This is a genomic window from Rubellimicrobium thermophilum DSM 16684 (genome assembly GCF_000442315.1).
GTDB classification, from domain to species: Bacteria; Pseudomonadota; Alphaproteobacteria; order Rhodobacterales; family Rhodobacteraceae; genus Rubellimicrobium; species Rubellimicrobium thermophilum.
In genome coordinates, this window is record NZ_KE557320.1 from 1,249,755 (window position 1) to 1,265,985 (window position 16,231).

General features: G+C 68.7%; 13 protein-coding genes and 2 pseudogenes. 5 read left to right on the plus strand and 10 right to left on the minus strand.

The features are described from left to right. Window positions 1-20: 20 nt before the first annotated feature. Together tdh and kbl are read right to left on the minus strand one after the other, a co-directional pair. Window positions 21-1,046, minus strand: a complete 1,026-nt coding sequence (gene tdh, locus RUTHE_RS07045) for an L-threonine 3-dehydrogenase (protein ID WP_021097648.1) — start codon at window positions 1,044-1,046, stop codon at window positions 21-23. Between the two features lie 8 nt (window positions 1,047-1,054). Next, window positions 1,055-2,246 (minus strand): annotated as a pseudogene (gene kbl, locus RUTHE_RS07050) (glycine C-acetyltransferase). 149 nt (window positions 2,247-2,395) lie between these two features. On the opposite strand from kbl, the gene RUTHE_RS07055 reads away from it, so the two are divergent. From RUTHE_RS07055 to RUTHE_RS07075, 5 genes and pseudogenes are all read left to right on the plus strand, one after another. Continuing rightward, the gene (locus tag RUTHE_RS07055; protein WP_021097650.1) at window positions 2,396-3,316 is read left to right on the plus strand and encodes a calcium-binding protein; all 921 of its coding nucleotides are present in this window, start codon (window positions 2,396-2,398) and stop codon (window positions 3,314-3,316) included. 70 nt (window positions 3,317-3,386) lie between these two features. After that, a pseudogene (locus RUTHE_RS07060) lies at window positions 3,387-5,789 on the plus strand (ligase-associated DNA damage response DEXH box helicase). Window positions 5,790-5,829: 40 nt separating this feature from the next. Next, window positions 5,830-6,519: a ligase-associated DNA damage response endonuclease PdeM gene (gene pdeM, locus RUTHE_RS07065; RefSeq protein ID WP_021097652.1), complete on the plus strand. Its 690-nt coding sequence runs from the start codon at window positions 5,830-5,832 to the stop codon at window positions 6,517-6,519. A 78-nt stretch (window positions 6,520-6,597) separates the two neighbouring features. Beyond that, window positions 6,598-6,939, plus strand: a complete 342-nt coding sequence (locus RUTHE_RS07070; RefSeq protein WP_021097653.1) for an ArsR/SmtB family transcription factor — start codon at window positions 6,598-6,600, stop codon at window positions 6,937-6,939. Next, window positions 6,936-7,427 carry an SRPBCC domain-containing protein gene (locus RUTHE_RS07075; protein ID WP_021097654.1) on the plus strand — a complete coding sequence of 164 codons (492 nt, stop codon included), beginning with the start codon at window positions 6,936-6,938 and terminating at the stop codon, window positions 7,425-7,427. The genes RUTHE_RS07070 and RUTHE_RS07075 overlap by 4 nt, the downstream gene beginning before the upstream one ends. Window positions 7,428-7,440: 13 nt before the next feature. Here the strand turns inward: RUTHE_RS07075 and folD are convergent, their stop codons facing one another. From folD to pal, 8 genes are all read right to left on the minus strand, one after another. Then, window positions 7,441-8,358, minus strand: a complete 918-nt coding sequence (gene folD / locus RUTHE_RS07080; RefSeq protein WP_021097655.1) for a bifunctional methylenetetrahydrofolate dehydrogenase/methenyltetrahydrofolate cyclohydrolase FolD — start codon at window positions 8,356-8,358, stop codon at window positions 7,441-7,443. Then, window positions 8,355-8,666 carry a chorismate mutase gene (locus RUTHE_RS07085; RefSeq protein WP_021097656.1) on the minus strand — a complete coding sequence of 104 codons (312 nt, stop codon included), beginning with the start codon at window positions 8,664-8,666 and terminating at the stop codon, window positions 8,355-8,357. The genes folD and RUTHE_RS07085 overlap by 4 nt, the downstream gene beginning before the upstream one ends. A 56-nt stretch (window positions 8,667-8,722) precedes the next feature. Beyond that, complete coding sequence (locus tag RUTHE_RS07090) at window positions 8,723-10,393, minus strand: formate--tetrahydrofolate ligase (RefSeq protein WP_021097657.1); 1,671 nt, start codon at window positions 10,391-10,393, stop codon at window positions 8,723-8,725. A 126-nt stretch (window positions 10,394-10,519) separates the two neighbouring features. Beyond that, window positions 10,520-11,116, minus strand: a complete 597-nt coding sequence (locus RUTHE_RS07095) for an MOSC domain-containing protein (RefSeq protein ID WP_021097658.1) — start codon at window positions 11,114-11,116, stop codon at window positions 10,520-10,522. 153 nt (window positions 11,117-11,269) lie between these two features. Beyond that, on the minus strand, window positions 11,270-13,177 hold the full coding sequence (gene ftsH, locus RUTHE_RS07100; RefSeq protein ID WP_021097659.1) for an ATP-dependent zinc metalloprotease FtsH: 1,908 nt from the start codon (window positions 13,175-13,177) through the stop codon (window positions 11,270-11,272). A 576-nt stretch (window positions 13,178-13,753) separates the two neighbouring features. Beyond that, the gene (gene tilS, locus RUTHE_RS07105) at window positions 13,754-14,788 is read right to left on the minus strand and encodes a tRNA lysidine(34) synthetase TilS (protein WP_021097661.1); all 1,035 of its coding nucleotides are present in this window, start codon (window positions 14,786-14,788) and stop codon (window positions 13,754-13,756) included. Window positions 14,789-14,808: 20 nt separating this feature from the next. After that, the gene (ybgF, locus tag RUTHE_RS07110; RefSeq protein ID WP_021097662.1) at window positions 14,809-15,651 is read right to left on the minus strand and encodes a tol-pal system protein YbgF; all 843 of its coding nucleotides are present in this window, start codon (window positions 15,649-15,651) and stop codon (window positions 14,809-14,811) included. Then, complete coding sequence (pal, locus tag RUTHE_RS07115; protein ID WP_021097663.1) at window positions 15,651-16,199, minus strand: peptidoglycan-associated lipoprotein Pal; 549 nt, start codon at window positions 16,197-16,199, stop codon at window positions 15,651-15,653. Before pal ends, ybgF begins: the two co-directional genes overlap by 1 nt. Window positions 16,200-16,231: the final 32 nt, after the last annotated feature.

The following is a 16,231-nucleotide window of genomic DNA, read 5'->3' on the forward strand; positions in this document are numbered from 1 at the left end:
ACTGGCCTTCCGAGGATGTCTCACGTCCAGTCCAGCACCACCTTGCCCGAGCGGCCCGAGAGCATCGCCTCGAACCCCCGGTGATAGTCGGAGGCCGCAAGGCGATGCGTGATCACGCCGCGCACATCCAGCCCGTTTTCCAGCATGGCAATCATCTTGTACCAGGTCTCGAAGATCTCGCGCCCGTAGACGCCCTTGATGGTGAGGGCCTTGAAGACGATCCGGCTCCAGTCCACCGGACTCTTGCCCGGCGGAATGCCCAGCAGCGCGATCCGCCCGCCCATCACGAGGGTTTCGACCATCTGGTCGAGCGCTGCCTGCGATCCCGACATCTCGAGCCCGACATCGAATCCCTGCACCATGTTGAGCCGGCGCATGACGTCGCGCAGATCCTCCTCGGCGACGTTGACGACGGTCGCGCCCGAGACGCGGGCCGCAAGCTCCAGCCGCACGGGATTGACATCCGTCACCACCACATGCCGCGCCCCGACATGGCGTGCGACGGCCGCCGCCATGATCCCGATCGGGCCCGCACCGGTCACCAGGACATCCTCTCCCACCAGATCGAAGCTCAGCGCCGTGTGGACCGCATTGCCCAGGGGATCGAGGATGGCCCCCACCTCGTCGTCGATGGCATCGGGCAGGGGCACGACGTTGAAGGCCGGCAGCCGCAGATATTCGGCGAAGGCGCCGGGCACATTGACCCCGATCCCCCGGGTTTCCGGATCGAGATGGAAGCGCCCCGCGCGGGCCTGACGCGAGCTATGGCCGACCAGATGCCCTTCGCCCGAGACGCGCTGACCCGGCTTCAGATCCGTCACGTCCCGTCCGACGGCGACGATCTCTCCGGCGAATTCGTGGCCGACGACCATCGGGACGGGGACGGTGCGGGCGGCCCAGTCGTCCCATTTCCAGATATGCAGATCGGTGCCGCAGATGCCCGTCCGGCGGACGCGGATCAGGACATCGTCGGGGCCGATCTCCGGCACCGGAACCTCGCGCAGGGCCAGGCCTTCGCCGGGGCCTTCCTTCACCAGCGCACGCATCATCCGCCTCATGACAGCACCCCCGTCTCGCGTCCCGCCGCCGCAAAGGCCGCCAAGGCTTCGTGCAGATCCGCCTCGGTGTGGGCGGCGCTCATCTGCGTGCGGATGCGGGCCTTCCCCTGAGGCACGACGGGATGGAAGAAGCCGGGCGCCAGAACCCCGTGCCGCAGCAAGGCGCGTGCCATCGCCTGGGCCCGCCGGGCATCGCCCAACATGACCGGCACGATCGGATGGTCCCCCGGCAGCAGTTCGAAGCCCATCTGCTCCAGTCCCTTTCGCCAGAGCCGGGCATTCCCGGCCAGCCGGCTGCGCCGCCTGTCGCCCTCCTCTCCCTCGGCCAGATCGAGCGCAGCCAGGGCCGCGGCACAGATCGCCGGAGGCAGCGCGTTCGAGAACAGGTAGGGGCGCGCGCGCTGACGCAGGAGATCCACCACCGGCTGCGGCCCGGCCACGAAGCCCCCCAGAGCCCCGCCCAGCGCCTTGCCGAAGGTGGATGTCACGATGTCGGCCCTGACACCGGCCCGGGCGGGCGTTCCGCGTCCCTGCGGCCCGACAAAGCCGGTCGCGTGACAATCGTCCACCATCAGCAGGGCGCCGTAACGGTCGCAGAGGGCCCGCATCTCCGCCAGAGGGGCCAGGAATCCATCCATGCTGAAGACGCCGTCCGTCGCCACGAGCACGATTCCCGCCCCATCCGCCCGTGCCTCGCGCAGGCGGGTCTCGAGTTCGTCCAGATCCCGATTGGCAAAGCGCAGCCGCCGCGCCCGGCAGAGGCGGATGCCGTCGATGATGCTGGCATGATTGAGCGCGTCCGAGACAACCGCATCGCCTTCGCCCAGCAGCGGCTCGAACAGGGCGCCATTGGCATCGAAGCAGGCCGCGAAGAGGATCGCGTCATCGAGGCCCAGATAGTCCGCCACCCGCCTTTCGAGCATGCGATGCAGATCCTGCGTGCCGCAGATGAAGCGCACCGAGGCCAGCCCGAATCCGCGTTCGTCCATCGCCCGCAGGGCGGCTGCCTTGAGGGCCGGGTGGTCTGCCAGCCCCAGATAGTTGTTGGCGGACAGGTTCAGCACCCTGCGCCCGTCGATCTGCACCCACGCCCCCTGGGGGGGATGCGATCACGGCCTCCTCCTTCCACAATCCTTCGGATCGTATCGCCTCGAGGCGGGCCGTCACGACATCGAGAGCTCCGGGCATGGCAGTCCCTTGGGTCATGGCAGGGGCCGCATTTGCATCAGGCATTTGCGGCAGGACAACTGTTAACTGTCCTGTCGGATTGACAGGGCCGATGAGGGCAGTCTGTGCTATCCTGCGGCCCAATACCATGATTCCGGGACCGCGCTGTCATGTTTTCGATGCTCGCCCTTCTCGGTCTGGCTCTTGGGGCTGCGGCCCTGGTGCCCCTTGCGCGGGTCGCGGAGGAGGAAGCGGATCCCCTCTCCTCGGACGGGGATGAGGATCCGTCCGCGGCGCTGCCCAATGAGCCGGAATCTCCATCCCAGGAGGAGGATCCGGCCCGGCCCGACATCATTGTCGATACCGATGCGCCTGTCATGGACGCCACCGATGGCGATGATGCTATCTTTGCCGGCCAAGAGGACGACAGCATCGATGGCCGTGCCGGTGACGACTATCTCGATGGCGGCGCCGGGGACGACACCCTTTCTGGCGGCGCCGGCAGGGATGAACTCCATGGCATTGCCGGGGATGATGTCCTGGAGGGTGGAGAGGACGACGACATTCTGGCAGGTCATGGCGGCAATGACCGCCTGTTTGGCGGTGCAGGCCATGACGAACTGATCGGCGGCGAAGGCGACGATCTTCTCGATGGCGGCGAAGGCGAGGACAGCCTTCTGGGGGGGGCCGGCGATGACAGCCTGATCGGTGGCGCCGGAAGCGATCAGATGCAGGGCGGGCTCGGGAACGACCATCTCGACGGCCGCGACGGCGGAATGCGCGACTATCTCAACGGCGGCGAAGGGAACGACACGCTGATCGGCGGGGCCGCCGACAACCTCAACGGCGGCGAGGGCTCTGATCTGTTCGTTCTCGCATCCGACGATGGCGAGGGACCGGCCTTCATCGACGATTTCGATCCCGCGGAAGACAGGCTCGCCATCCTCTACGACGCAAGCCGCCCCGAACCGGTCCTGACCATCCAGCAGGGCGAGGATGGCATCACGCTGATGGCCGATGGGGCCGTGATCGCCGTTCTGCGCGGCGTATCGCCCCCCGATCTCGAGATGGTGGCACTGATCCCTTCATGAGGGGGAAAGCCCCGCGCACAGTCCCTGTGAAGACATTCCTTCGGGGCCGGGTGCGCCTATCTCCTGCTCCATGGATCTGCCCGACCCTCTCCATGTCTTCCTGGCCCGCCGCGGCTGGCATCTTCATCCCCATCAATCGGCCATGCTGGAGCAGGCAAGGGCGCCTGCCATCCTGCTCGTGGCGCCTACAGGAGGCGGAAAGACGCTCGCAGGCTTTCTGCCCACGCTGGCGGAACTCCTGGCCGATCCACGCCCCGGGCTTCATACCCTGTATGTCTCGCCGCTTCGTGCGCTGACTGCTGACATCCGCCGCAACCTCCTGACCCCGGTCGAGGAACTGGCCCTGCCCATCCGCATCGAGGACCGCACCGGCGACACCCCGCAAACGGTGCGGCGGCGGCAGTGGACGGATCCACCGCAGATCCTTCTGACGACGCCCGAATCCCTTGCCCTGCTCCTGTCCCGGCCGGATGCGGCGCGTCTCTTCTCGGGGCTGCAACGGGTCATCGTGGATGAGATCCATGCCCTGGCCGAAGGAAAGCGCGGTGATCAGCTTGCCCTGCTGCTGTCCCGTATCCAGACATTCGCCCCTGCCTTCCGCCGTGTCGGCCTGTCCGCGACCGTCGAGGATCCTGCCGACCTGGGGCGTCTGCTGGCGCGATATCCCGATCCCTGTCTGATCCTCCGGGGCGGGATGCCCGGAGGGGCCGATCTGTCGATGCTGGCCCATCGCCCGCCGCCCTGGGCAGGGGGCACGGCCTTGCACGCGATCCCCGAGGTGCTCGACCAGATCCGCCGCCATCGCTGCACCCTGATCTTCCACAACACCCGGGCGCAGGCCGAACTCTTCTTCCATCATCTGTGGATGGCCAATGAGGACGCCCTTCCCATCGCCATCCATCATGCGTCCCTCTCGCGTGAGGTGCGCGAGGGCGTCGAGGGCGCCATGCGGCAGGGGCGCCTGCGTGCCGTCGTCTGCACCGGGACGCTCGACATGGGTCTGGACTGGGGTGCGGTGGATCTCGTGATCCAGATGGGCGCACCGAAACAGATCAAGCGCCTTGTCCAGCGCATGGGCCGGGCCAATCATCGCGCAGGCGCACGCCCCCGGGCCATCCTGATCCCCGCCAACCGCTTCGAGGTGTTGGAATGCGTCTGCGCCATCGAGGCAGCCCAGGCGGGGGAGCTCGACGGGTCACCGCGAGGTCCCGGCCGCTCGATGTGCTCTGCCAGCATATCCTGCTGCGGGCCTGTGAAGGCCCCTTTGCGGCTGATGCCCTGTATGAGGAGGTGCGCAGCACCGGACCCTATGCCCGCGCTGTCCCGCGCCGATTTCGATGCCTGTCTCGATTTCTGCGCCACGGGCGGCTATGCTCTGCGCGCCTATGACCGCTGGCGGCGGCTGATGCTGCGCGATGGGCGCTGGCAGCTTCGCGACCCGCGCGCGGCACGGCGCATCCGCCTGAATCTCGGCACCATCGAGGATCGCCCCTCGCTTGCCGTGCGGGTGAAGGGGTCGCAGACATCGCTCGGACAGATCGAGGAAACCTTCGCCTCGACCCTCAGCCCCGGCGACACCTTCCTCATCGGCGGACAGGTCGTCCGCTTCGAATCCCTGCGGGAGATGACGGTCGAGGTGACACGCTGCCGCAACCGCGAACCGCGCATCGCCTCCTTCGGAGGCGGGTCGTTCGCGACCTCGGCCGGTCTGGCACGGCGCATCCTGTCGCTGATCGGGGACACGGCAGCCTGGGATCGCCTGCCCCCCCATACCGCCGACTGGCTTCGTCTTCAGGGCCACCTGTCCCGCCTGCCGCGTGGGGACCGTCTCCTGGTGGAGAGTTTTCCCGCCCAAGGCCGGTGGCATGCCGCCTTCTGGGGCTTTGCCGGACGGAATGCCCATCAGACGCTGGGGCTGCTGCTCACCCGGCGCATGGAGGCCGCAGGGCTCGATCCCCTGGGCTTTGTCGCCGCAGATCATGCCCTTCTCATCTGGAGTCTCCAGCCGATCGAGGCGCCTGCGGCGCTGCTCGACCCCGAGGAGCTGCGCGAGGGATTCTCCGCCTGGCTGGAGGGCAACGCCCTGATGAAGCGCACCTTTCGGGGTATCGCCACCATTGCCGGCCTGATCGATCGCAACCTGCCTGGCCAGCGGCGCACGGGACGGCAGACAACCGTCTCGTCCGACATCCTCTATGACACGCTGCGCCGCTACGACCCTGGCCATCTGCTTCTGCGTGTTGCGCGTGAAGAAGCGTTGCGCGGGCTCGTGGATTTCGGCCGGATCGAGGACATGCTGGCCCGCGTGCAGGGGCGCGTGGACCATGTCCGGCTGGACCGCGTGCCCCCCCTTGCCGCGCCGCTCCTGCTCGAGCGCGGGCGCGTGCCCGTCGAGGGACGCGGTCGGGAACGGCTGGCCGAAGCTGCCGCCGCACGGCTTCTGGAGGAGGCCGGTCTTGCGGATCTGACCTGAGCCCCTTGCGCCCGCCCCGTCGCCGGGCGACCAAGGGCGGATGACTCGAACCAGCTTTTCCTTCGTGCTGAACGGCACGCATGGGCTCGCACTCGCATCGGGTGCCCTGCTCGTGCCTTCGGCCGATCTGCTCTGTGTGGCCGACCTGCATCTGGGCAAGGCCGAACGGGCGGCCCGCCGCTGGGGCCTGCTCTGGCCCCCCTACGAGACGCGCGCCACGCTGGACCGCCTGGCCGAGGTCATCGCCGTGGCCAAGCCCCGCGTGGTCGTCGCCCTGGGCGACAGTTTCGACGACCTGGCCGCGGGCGAGGCGATGGCGCAGGAGGACCGCGACCGCCTCGCCCTGCTGATGCAGGGGCGGCGCTGGATCTGGGTCGCGGGCAACCACGATCCGGGCCCCGCCGGCCATGGCGGCGAGACGGTGCCGGAGTTCCGGGCAGAGGGACTGACCTTTCGCCACGAAGCCCAGCCGGACGCCGATCCGGGCGAGGTATCGGGTCACTACCACCCCCGGTTCGGCCTGCCGGGGATGGGGGAACGGAGGCCCTGTTTCCTGCTCGACCAACGCCGCCTGATCCTGCCGGCCTTCGGAGCTTATACCGGCGGCCTCGACGCCCGCGATCCCGCCCTGCGTTCCCTGATGGAAAATCAGGCCCTTGCCATCCTGACCGGCCGCAGCGCCCTGCCCTGTCCGCTTCCTCCGCGTCGCGCCGCCGCCCGGCGGGGCTGACGGGAGAGGCCGGTCGGCCATCGGCGACACGACAATATAGATGTTTACTTATATAAATCTTTATTTAATATTCATGTCATGTCCTCCCTCGATCACAGCCTTCTCGCCCTTGCCGACCCCACCCGCCGCGCGATCCTCGCCCGGCTCTCCCGGGGCGAGGCGACGGTCATGGACCTTGCGGCGCCCTTCGCGCTGACCCAGCCTGCCATCTCCCATCATCTCAAGGTGTTGGAACGGGCCGGGCTGATCGAACGGCGCCGCGAAGGAACGCGGCGGCCCTGCCGTCTGCGGCCCGAAGGGCTGGCCCCGCTCGACGCCTATCTCGCGGGCCTGCGCGACGCGATGGAGGCCAACTATGCCCGCCTCGATGCCCTTCTGGCCAAGAACGATGATCCCCCCCACACCGGAGACCCCGCATGACCACCCATGTCGAACGCAGCGCGCCCACCAGACTGACCATCACGCGGCGCTTCAATGCCCCGCCCGAGCGGGTCTTTGCCGCCCATGTCGATCCCGAGCTGATCCGTCGCTGGTGCTTCGGCCCGGAGGGCTGGCGCATGTCGGCCTGTGACAACGATGCCCGGCCCGGAGGGCGTTTCCGCTGGGACTGGGAGGCGGTGGACGGCAGCGCCCGCTTCCACGCGACCGGCACCTATGAGGTCGTGGAGCCGCCGCAGGACGGCCGCCCCGGCCGGATCGTGCATGTCGAGCGGATGTTCCTGCCCGACCCCACGCCGGACAACCGCGTCACCACCACCTTCGCGCCCGAGGGCGGCGGCACGCTGCTGACCCTCGTCATGGAGGTGGCCACGCCCGAGGCGATGGACGCGATGGTGGCGAGCGGCATGGCCGACGGCATGGAGGCGAGCTACGCCCGCCTGGACGCGCTCGCCCCCGTCGCCGCCTGATGGCTCTGACGGCTCAGGCGGTCAGCCCCTCGGGCTCGGGCAGGCCGTTGGCGCGGCAGCAGGCCGTCACCGTATTGGCGAGCAGGCAGGCGATGGTCATCGGCCCGACGCCGCCCGGAACCGGGGTGATGGCGCCGGCCACCCGGCGGGCGCTATCATAGTCCACATCGCCCACAAGGCGATCACGCCCCCCCTCGCCGGGGATGCGATTGATCCCCACATCGATGACGGTCGCACCGGGGCGGATCCAGTCGCCCTGCACCATGCGCGGGCGGCCCACCGCGGCCACCACGATCTCGGCCCGGCGCAGGACGGCGGGCAGGTCGCGCGTGCGGCTATGGGCGATCGTCACGGTGCAGTTCTCGGCCAGCAGAAGCTGGGCCATCGGCTTGCCGACGATGTTGCTGCGACCGATGACCACGGCATCCTTGCCGGACAGATCGCCATGCAGGTCGCGCAGCAGCAGCAGGCAACCCAGAGGGGTGCAGGGCACCATCGCCTTCTGCCCCGTCCCCAGAAGCCCGACATTCGAGATGTGGAACCCGTCCACATCCTTGGCCGGGTCGATGCTGTTGATGACGAGATCGCTGTTCAGATGCCGCGGCAGAGGCAACTGCACGAGGATCCCATGCACCGCCGGATCCGCATTGAGCTGCCGGATCAGGGCCAGCAGTTCCTCTTCCGATGTCGCCTCCGGCAGGCGATGTTCGAAGCTGGCCATGCCGGCCTCGATGCATTGCCGGTGCTTGGATGCGACATAGACCTGGCTGGCCGGATCCTGTCCCACGAGCACCACCGCCAGCCCCGGCGTGATCCCGCGGGCCTTCAGTGCGGCAACCTCTGCCGCGATCCGGCTGCGCAGACGTCCTGCAAAGGCCTTGCCGTCGATCACCCGGGCCATGGTTTCCGGTGCCACGGTCTCGCCGCTCATGGATGGTCCTCCCATTCGGGGCCCAGAACCCCTTCCTCGCGCGCGATCGACCAGTCGATCAGGCGCCGCCACAGTTTCTCGATCAGGTCAGGGGGCAGGCCCTGAGCGACCGCCTCGCGCCGGACATTGGCAACCACCTCCTCCACCCGCGAGGCAATGCGCGCAGGCATCTGGAGCGGTCCCTTGATCTCGGCAGCGCGGTCGATATAGCCGGTCCGCTCCGCAAGAAGCCGGACCAGCTCCCGGTCCACCCGGTCGATCTCGGCCCGGATGTCGGCCATCGTCTTGCAGTCCGCCGGTCGCTTCATTGCCTGCCCTCCTTGCCGTGCCACGCCTGATTGAGCGGCATGGCACGGAAGGTCAATCAGAACAGCCCCTCGATCCGGCCAGCCTCATCGAGGCGGATGACCTCGGCCGAGGGGATCTTGGGCAGGCCCGGCATGGTCATGATCTCGCCGCAGATCACGACGATGAAGCCGGCACCGGCGCTCAGCCGCACCTCGCGGATGGGAACCGTGTGGCCGGTCGGCGCGCCGCGCAGGTTGGGGTCGGTGCTGAACGAATACTGCGTCTTGGCCATGCAGATCGGGAAATGCCCGTATCCTGCGGCCTCCCATGCGCGGAGCTGATCGCGGATCGCCTTGTCCGCGATCACCTCGTCCGCGTGATAGATGCGCTTGGCAATGGTCTCGATCTTCTGGAACAGCGGCATCTCGTCAGGATAGAGCGGCGCGAAATTTGCCGCCCCGCCTTCGGCGATCTGCACGACCTTGCGCGCCAGCTCCTCGATCCCCGCAGAGCCCTCGGCCCAGTGGCGGCACAGCACGGCCTCGGCGCCCTGCTGGGCGACATAGTCCTTCACGGCCTGGATCTCGGCCTCGGTATCGGTGGCAAAATGGTTGATCGCCACCACCACCGGCACGCCGAAGCCCTTCGTGTTGGCGATGTGGCGGCCGAGATTGGGGCAGCCCTTCTTCACGGCCTCCACATTCTCGGTGCCGAGATCCGCCTTCGCCACGCCGCCGTTCATCTTCATCGCGCGGACGGTGGCAACGATCACCGCCGCGGCAGGCTTCAACCCTGCCTTGCGGCACTTGATGTCGAAGAACTTCTCGGCCCCGAGATCGGCGCCGAAGCCGGCCTCGGTCACGACATATTCGCCCAGCTTCAGCGCAGTCTTCGTCGCGATGACGCTGTTGCAGCCATGCGCGATGTTGGCGAAGGGGCCGCCATGGACGAAGGCCGGGTTGTTCTCCAGCGTCTGCACGAGATTCGGCTGCATCGCATCCTTGAGCAGCACCGTCATCGCCCCATCGGCCTTGAGGTCACGGCAATAGACGGGGCTCTTGTCGCGGCGATAGGCCACCACGATGTCGCCCAGACGCTTCTGCAGATCCTTGAGATCCGTGGCCAGGCAGAGGATCGCCATCACCTCCGAAGCGACGGTGATGTCGAAGCCGGTCTGACGGGCAAACCCGTTCGCCACGCCGCCCAGCCCCACGACGATATCGCGCAGCGCGCGGTCGTTCATGTCCATCACCCGGCGCCAGGCGATCCGGCGGACATCGATGCCCAGTTCGTTGCCCCAGTAGATGTGGTTGTCGATCATGGCGGCCAGCAGGTTGTGTGCCGCCGTGATGGCATGAAAATCGCCGGTGAAATGGAGGTTCATGTCCTCCATCGGCACGACTTGCGCCATGCCGCCCCCGGCAGCCCCGCCCTTCATCCCGAAATTGGGGCCCAGAGAGGCTTCGCGGATGCAGACGATCGCCTTCTTGCCGATCCGGTTCAGACCATCGCCCAGACCCACGGTCGTGGTCGTCTTCCCCTCGCCCGCAGGCGTCGGGTTGATGGCCGTCACAAGGATCAGCTTGCCATCCGGCCGCCCCTCGAGCGAGGCGATGAAGTCCTGACTGACCTTCGCCTTGTCATGGCCATAGGGCAGCAGATGTTCCGCCGGGATGCCCAGACGGGCCCCGATCTCCTGGATCGGCTTCTTCTTGGCTTCGCGTGCGATCTCGATATCGGTCTTCATGCGTCCCCTCCGCGTCGCGCCCTGCCTAGCGGAGAGCGAAACCGGCCGGAACGGCGATTGCGACAGGTTTCAGCCGCATTCCGGCCTCTGCCATGAAACGCGGGACGCCGATCGGAACAGAGCGGATCAGATGGAATCCGGTCGCCAGCCCCGCTGTGCCGGGACGAACAGGCGCAACGGGCTGCCGACCCGCAGGACGCCTTCGCGTTCCACCCAAGCCGTGACCCCACGCCGGCCTTTCGCGGCCTCCCGGAAGGCCCGGCCATGGCCGGGACGGGCCGCCTCGATGGTCCGGGCCGGCTCCTGACAGGGAAGATTCTCCATGTCCACGACCAGCGTGCAGCCATCCTCGGCCTGAAGCCGCGAAGAGGGGGGCAGATGCGTGAAATCGGGAAGGCCCGAGACGACGACCGAGGCGCCGAGCCAGGCATAGTCCATCTCCTCCAGCCCAAGCGCCGCGGCCACCGCCGCCATCTCTTCTGCCGAGACGAGCGAAAGCTGCCGGACATTGCGGATCGTCGTGCCGCGCGGATGCAGGTCCCGGACCCGGGCACAGGCGGGCCGCGTCTCGCCGGAATGCACCTCGCCTGCAAAGCCGGCGAAGGTCAGCGGCATCTCGGCCACGGCCTCGCCATGGATGATCAGATCATCGCCCACGGGCCGGACGACACGGCCCAGCCAGACGATGCGGCCGCGATGGGGGCTCTCGATGAGGGCGGGCATGGCTTCTTCTGTCCCTCGGATGTCGCTGCTCCTCGGCCCCGCCATCCGCCCGCGCCGCTGAGCGGCGCGGACAGCCCGGCCATCTGCGGCGCCCACCGCTCCCGGGGCGGAGTGGGAGGCGCAGCCTCGGGCAGCGGGGGAGCCCCCTCAAGGTCAGGCCGTCGGCTCGGGCTCCATGTCCTCGCGCGAGCGGCGCGGGCGCGGCGTCTTGGGGATCGCGGTGATCGATGTTCCCCCCGAGGGAGGCGACAGATCCTCGCCCCGATCGAGCAGCTCGCCCGCAATGACGCGCGTGATCTCGGATCCGGTGAGGGTCTCGTATTCCAGCAGCCCCCTGGCGAGGCGATCCAGCTCCTCGCGCTTCTCGGTCAGGATGCGCTTGGCGGTCTGATAGCCCTCGTCGATGAGGCGCTTCACCTCGGCATCGATCAGCTTCTGCGTCTCGGCCGAATGGTTGACGGTGCCCTGCCAGGATCCGAGGAAGCTCTGCTGTTCGTTCGCATAATCCACGAAGCCCAGCTTCTCGGACATGCCGAACTGGGTCACCATTGCCCGGGCGATCCGGGTCGCCTGCTGGATGTCGCTCGTGGCGCCTGATGTCACCTGCTCGGGACCGAAGACCAGCTCCTCGGCCACGCGCCCGCCCATCGCCATCGCAATCTTGGACTTGTACTTGGTATAGGTGACCGAGAGCTGATCACGTTCGGGCAGGCTCAGCACCAGACCCAGAGCGCGGCCCCGGGGAATGATCGTGGCCTTGTGGATCGGGTCATGCTGAGGCACGTTCAGCCCCACGATCGCATGGCCCGCCTCGTGATAGGCGGTCAGACGCTTCTCCTCCTCGGACATCACCATGGAGCGCCGTTCGGCCCCCATCATGACCTTGTCCTTGGCCGATTCGAAATCCATCATCGTCACGAAGCGCCGGCCCACCCGCGCCGCCATCAGCGCCGCCTCGTTGACCAGATTGGCCAGATCGGCCCCCGAAAAACCGGGGGTGCCGCGGGCGATGATGCGCAGATCCACATCCGGGCCAAGCGGCACCTTGCGCGCATGAACGCCCAGGATCTTCTCGCGCCCCTTGATGTCGGGGTTGGGCACCTGCACCTGCCGGTCGAAGCGGCCGGGCCGCAGCAGCGCCGGATCCAGCACGTCGGGGCGGTTCGTCGCGGCAATGATGATGACGCCCTCATTGGCCTCGAACCCGTCCATCTCCACCAGGAGCTGGTTCAGCGTCTGTTCGCGTTCGTCATTGCCCCCGCCATAGCCGATCCCGCGGGACCGCCCGACGGCGTCGATCTCGTCGATGAAGACGATGCAGGGGGCGTTCTTCTTGGCCTGTTCGAACATGTCGCGCACGCGGCTGGCACCCACGCCCACGAACATCTCGACGAAGTCCGAACCCGAGATGGTGAAGAAGGGGACCCCCGCCTCTCCCGCGATGGCGCGGGCCAGCAGCGTCTTGCCGGTGCCCGGCGGACCGACCAGCAAAGCCCCCTTCGGGATCTTGCCGCCCAGACGCGAGAACTTCTGCGGATTGCGCAGGAACTCGACAATCTCCTCGAGCTCCTCCTTGGCCTCGTCGATGCCGGCCACATCGTCGAAGGTGACGCGGCCATGCTTCTCGGTCAGGAGTTTCGCCCGACTCTTGCCAAAGCCCATCGCGCCGCCGCGCCCGCCCCCCTGCATCCGGTTCATGAAATAGATCCAGACCCCGATCAGCAGCAGGAAGGGCAGAAGCGACAGGATGAAGGCCGTGAAGCCCGACTGCTGCTGCGAGCGGGCGGACACCGGAACCCCGCGCTCCAGCAGCAGATCCGTCACCTGGGCATCGGGCGGCAGGATGGTCACATAGTCACGCCCGTCGGACTGGCGATAGCGCACCTCCTCGCCGTCGATGGTGGCCTGAACCACCTGACCGGCATTCACCGAAGCCACGAAATCCGAATAGGACCGCGAATTCGAGGCCATCGTGGACTGACCGCCCGAGAACAGGTTGAACAAGGCCAGAACCAGCAGGAACAGGACGACCCAGAAGGCGATATTGCGCGCGTTGCCCAAAGGCGGACTCTCCTCTGTGCGGGCGACCGGCCGCCCGCGCTGCCTGAAGCGAAGATAAGGGCGCGCGCGGCAGGTTCAATGCGAAAGCGCCTCATGCCGGGCGAACAGGCAGACAGAGGCACTTGCCCCGCGCTGCCTTGCCCGCCAGCAGGACCGGAACAGCCGCGACGGCAGCCATGACGGCCATGGCGGCCATGACGGCGGCCATGACGGCGGCCTGTGCGGGGGGCCGCCGGGACGGTGGGCCGGAACGGAGGCCCTATCGCTCCTTCGGTGCCGCGACAGCACCCCGGGGGAGTGGCCCGGCCGGATCCCCAGACCGCCCGCAAGCCCCCCCGCAGCAAAGACCGCAGACAGACCCCAGGCCGCCCGATGCCCGCAGACAGACCGCCGCAGGACCCGAACCAAAGAGCAGACGGACCCAAGACCAGGCCCGCCAGAGCCGCCCCCCCGGCCGCCCCCCGCGGGGCGACCGGCCGGATGAACGGCCCCTGCGAATCACCCTGCCACAAACAGGTTAAGATCCCGTTAACACCGCAGAAGAACCCGCAGGGAACACCGCAGGGGACCCCGCGATCATCCCGCCGACCCGGACCCGCAGACAGCGCCCTGCGAGAGCGACGGCGGCTCTGCCTGCGCCGCAAGAAAGGCCGCGAAACCCTGGGCAGGCGGGGCGGCCCTGTTGCGCGTCTCGCGCAGGATGAGCAGCGCGGCGCCTTCCCGGCGGATCAGGCAGCCGGCCAGCGTCGCCCCCCGCCCCGTCCGGAGCCGCCCTGCCAGCCGCATGAGCGCATCCCAGCGCGGCCGGTGATCCCGACCGCCCACCCACATCAGCGCTGCAGCCAGCAGGCGCGCCGCCGTATCCTCGACCCCGATCCTCTCGAGCAGCGCCGCATCGAGCCGGAGCGTCCCGCCCGCCTCCTCCTGCACGGTGCCTTCCGCCTCGCGCAGCGCGGCGGCCCACAGCGTGCGTTCCGCCGCGGCCATATGCCCGGCCATGCGCAGCAGACGATCCCGCGTCAGACCCAGCGTGGCGAGCGGTTCCATCATCGCGCGGGCTCTGGCGCGGGCGAAGCGGAGATCGGCATTGGACGGATCCTCGACCCAGTCGATGGCCCGTTCACGCAGCCACAGGCGCAAGGCTTCGCGCGGGAGGCCGAGAAAGGGGCGCATCCAGCCCAGATCCAGCGCCCGGAAGGCGGCGGGCATCCCCGCCAGCCCATCCACACCAGAGCCCCGGGCCAGACGCATCAGCACCGTCTCGGCCTGATCGTCGGCCGTATGCCCCAGCAGGACCAGAGAGGCCCCCTGTGCCTTTGCATGCTCCGCCAGCAGGCGGCGGCGGCCTTCGCGCGCGGCAGCCTGGAGATTGCCGCGCGAGGGTGCCCTCCAGTGCAGCACCGCATGGGGAATGCCCAGCGCGGCGCAGTGCCGGGCCACGAGCGCGGCCTCGGCGGCGGCCTCGGGGCGCAGGCCGTGATCGACCGTCGCCGCAAGAACCGGGCGCCCCTGCGCAGCGATGGCCGTCGCATGCAGAAGGGCCATGCTGTCGCCCCCGCCCGAGACGGCGACAAGGGCGGCCTCGCCCGGCGGCAGGGCCGCCAGCGCCACCGCCACCGCCCCTTCGGGGCTCAGGGACAGTTGAGCGCCCGTCTTTCCGCCTGCGCCTCGAGCGTGACGGGCGAGGCGGGAAAGCGCAGATCGATCTCGCGCAAGGTCGTGCAGGCATCGGCGATCTGCCCCAACCGCCCGAGATTGCGCCCGAGCCCGAGCAGGGCATCGGGGGCCACGATCCCCGCGGGTTCGGCCGAGAAGGCATCGAGATAGGCCCGGGCGGCATCCGCCGTCTCGCCCAGGGCATCCAGGGCTTCGCCCCGCCCGACAAGGGCGCGCGCCGTCAGGGGGCTGCCCGGATAGGTCTCGACAAAGGTCGCAAAGCCGTCAGCGGCGCCGCGAAAGTCACCTTGAGCGAGCGCCTCCGACGCCCGCTCGAAATCGGCCTGTTCGTTGGCGGCCAGGTCCGGGCCGGTCCCCGCGGGAGACGCAGGGGGTTGGGAGGGTTCGGGCAGGGGCACGACCGCGGCGCTGTCCACCCCGCCCAGCGGCGGCGTGGAGCCCAGCGCCCCGACATCGCAGCCCGGCTCGATCTCGCAGAGGCGGAATTCGAGATCGCCCAGACGGTTCGTGCCGTCGGTGGTGATGCGGTTGATGCGGAACTCCAGCTCCTCGGCCTTGGCGGTGAGGGCATTGAGGGCGGCTTCCACGGCGGCAAGCCGTTCGAGGCCGCTCGCCCCCCCGAGCGCGAGCCCCCCCGTGCCCCCTTCCTGAGCGAGCCCGCGGAGGGAGTCGATCTCGGCCCGCAGGGCGGCGATATCCGCGCGGATCCCGGCGATGGTGGCCGGATCGGCCTGGGCCAGCACCGCCGCCGGGGCCAGCCAGAGCAGCGCGGCAAGCCGGCGCGCAGCGCGACGCATCAGACGCCCGCGGCCGCGATGACCGTCACCGCCCGGCGGTTCTGCGAATAGCAGCTTTCGTCCGAGCAGAGGGCCACCGGCCGCTCCTTTCCGTAGGAGATGGTGCGCATGCGGTTGCCCGGCACACCCTGGGAGATGAGATATTCGCGCACCGCATTGGCGCGCCGCGCCCCGAGGGCGACGTTGTATTCGCGCGTGCCCTGTTCGTCGGCATGGCCTTCGATGACGATCATGTAGGAGGGATTCGCCAGAAGCCAGCGCGCCTGACCCTGAAGGGTCTGGATGGCCTGCGGGCTGAGGGTGGACTGGTCCACGGCAAAGAAGACGCGATCGCCCACCGTCTGCTGGAAATAGGCCGGCGAGGCGGGATCCCCCGCACCGCCGAGGCTGCCCGTGCCCACGCCGGGAACGCCCGCGCCGGGCAGGCCCGCCATGCCGCCGGCGCCGCCCATCCCGCCGGCGCCCCCGGCCCCGAACCGGTCCGGGCGCGTGCAGGCCCCGAGGCCCACCGCCATCCCCAGCACCGCCACCAGCATCCATCTCGTCATCGGTCGATCCCTCTTGTCCCTTACCTTATCAC

What these genes read in the sequence shown, in the direction of transcription:
- RUTHE_RS07070 (WP_021097653.1), top strand. Translation starts at nt 6,598, where the DNA reads ATGTCCTCCCTCGATCACAGCCTTCTCGCCCTTGCCGACCCCACCCGC.
- RUTHE_RS07075 (WP_021097654.1), top strand. Translation starts at nt 6,936, where the DNA reads ATGACCACCCATGTCGAACGCAGCGCGCCCACCAGACTGACCATCACG.
- pdeM (WP_021097652.1), top strand. Translation starts at nt 5,830, where the DNA reads ATGACTCGAACCAGCTTTTCCTTCGTGCTGAACGGCACGCATGGGCTC.
- RUTHE_RS07095 (WP_021097658.1), bottom strand. Translation starts at nt 11,116, where the DNA reads ATGCCCGCCCTCATCGAGAGCCCCCATCGCGGCCGCATCGTCTGGCTG.
- RUTHE_RS07055 (WP_021097650.1), top strand. Translation starts at nt 2,396, where the DNA reads ATGTTTTCGATGCTCGCCCTTCTCGGTCTGGCTCTTGGGGCTGCGGCC.
- pal (WP_021097663.1), bottom strand. Translation starts at nt 16,199, where the DNA reads ATGACGAGATGGATGCTGGTGGCGGTGCTGGGGATGGCGGTGGGCCTC.
- ybgF (WP_021097662.1), bottom strand. Translation starts at nt 15,651, where the DNA reads ATGCGTCGCGCTGCGCGCCGGCTTGCCGCGCTGCTCTGGCTGGCCCCG.
- tdh (WP_021097648.1), bottom strand. Translation starts at nt 1,046, where the DNA reads ATGCGTGCGCTGGTGAAGGAAGGCCCCGGCGAAGGCCTGGCCCTGCGC.
- folD (WP_021097655.1), bottom strand. Translation starts at nt 8,358, where the DNA reads ATGAGCGGCGAGACCGTGGCACCGGAAACCATGGCCCGGGTGATCGAC.
- RUTHE_RS07090 (WP_021097657.1), bottom strand. Translation starts at nt 10,393, where the DNA reads ATGAAGACCGATATCGAGATCGCACGCGAAGCCAAGAAGAAGCCGATC.
- RUTHE_RS07085 (WP_021097656.1), bottom strand. Translation starts at nt 8,666, where the DNA reads ATGAAGCGACCGGCGGACTGCAAGACGATGGCCGACATCCGGGCCGAG.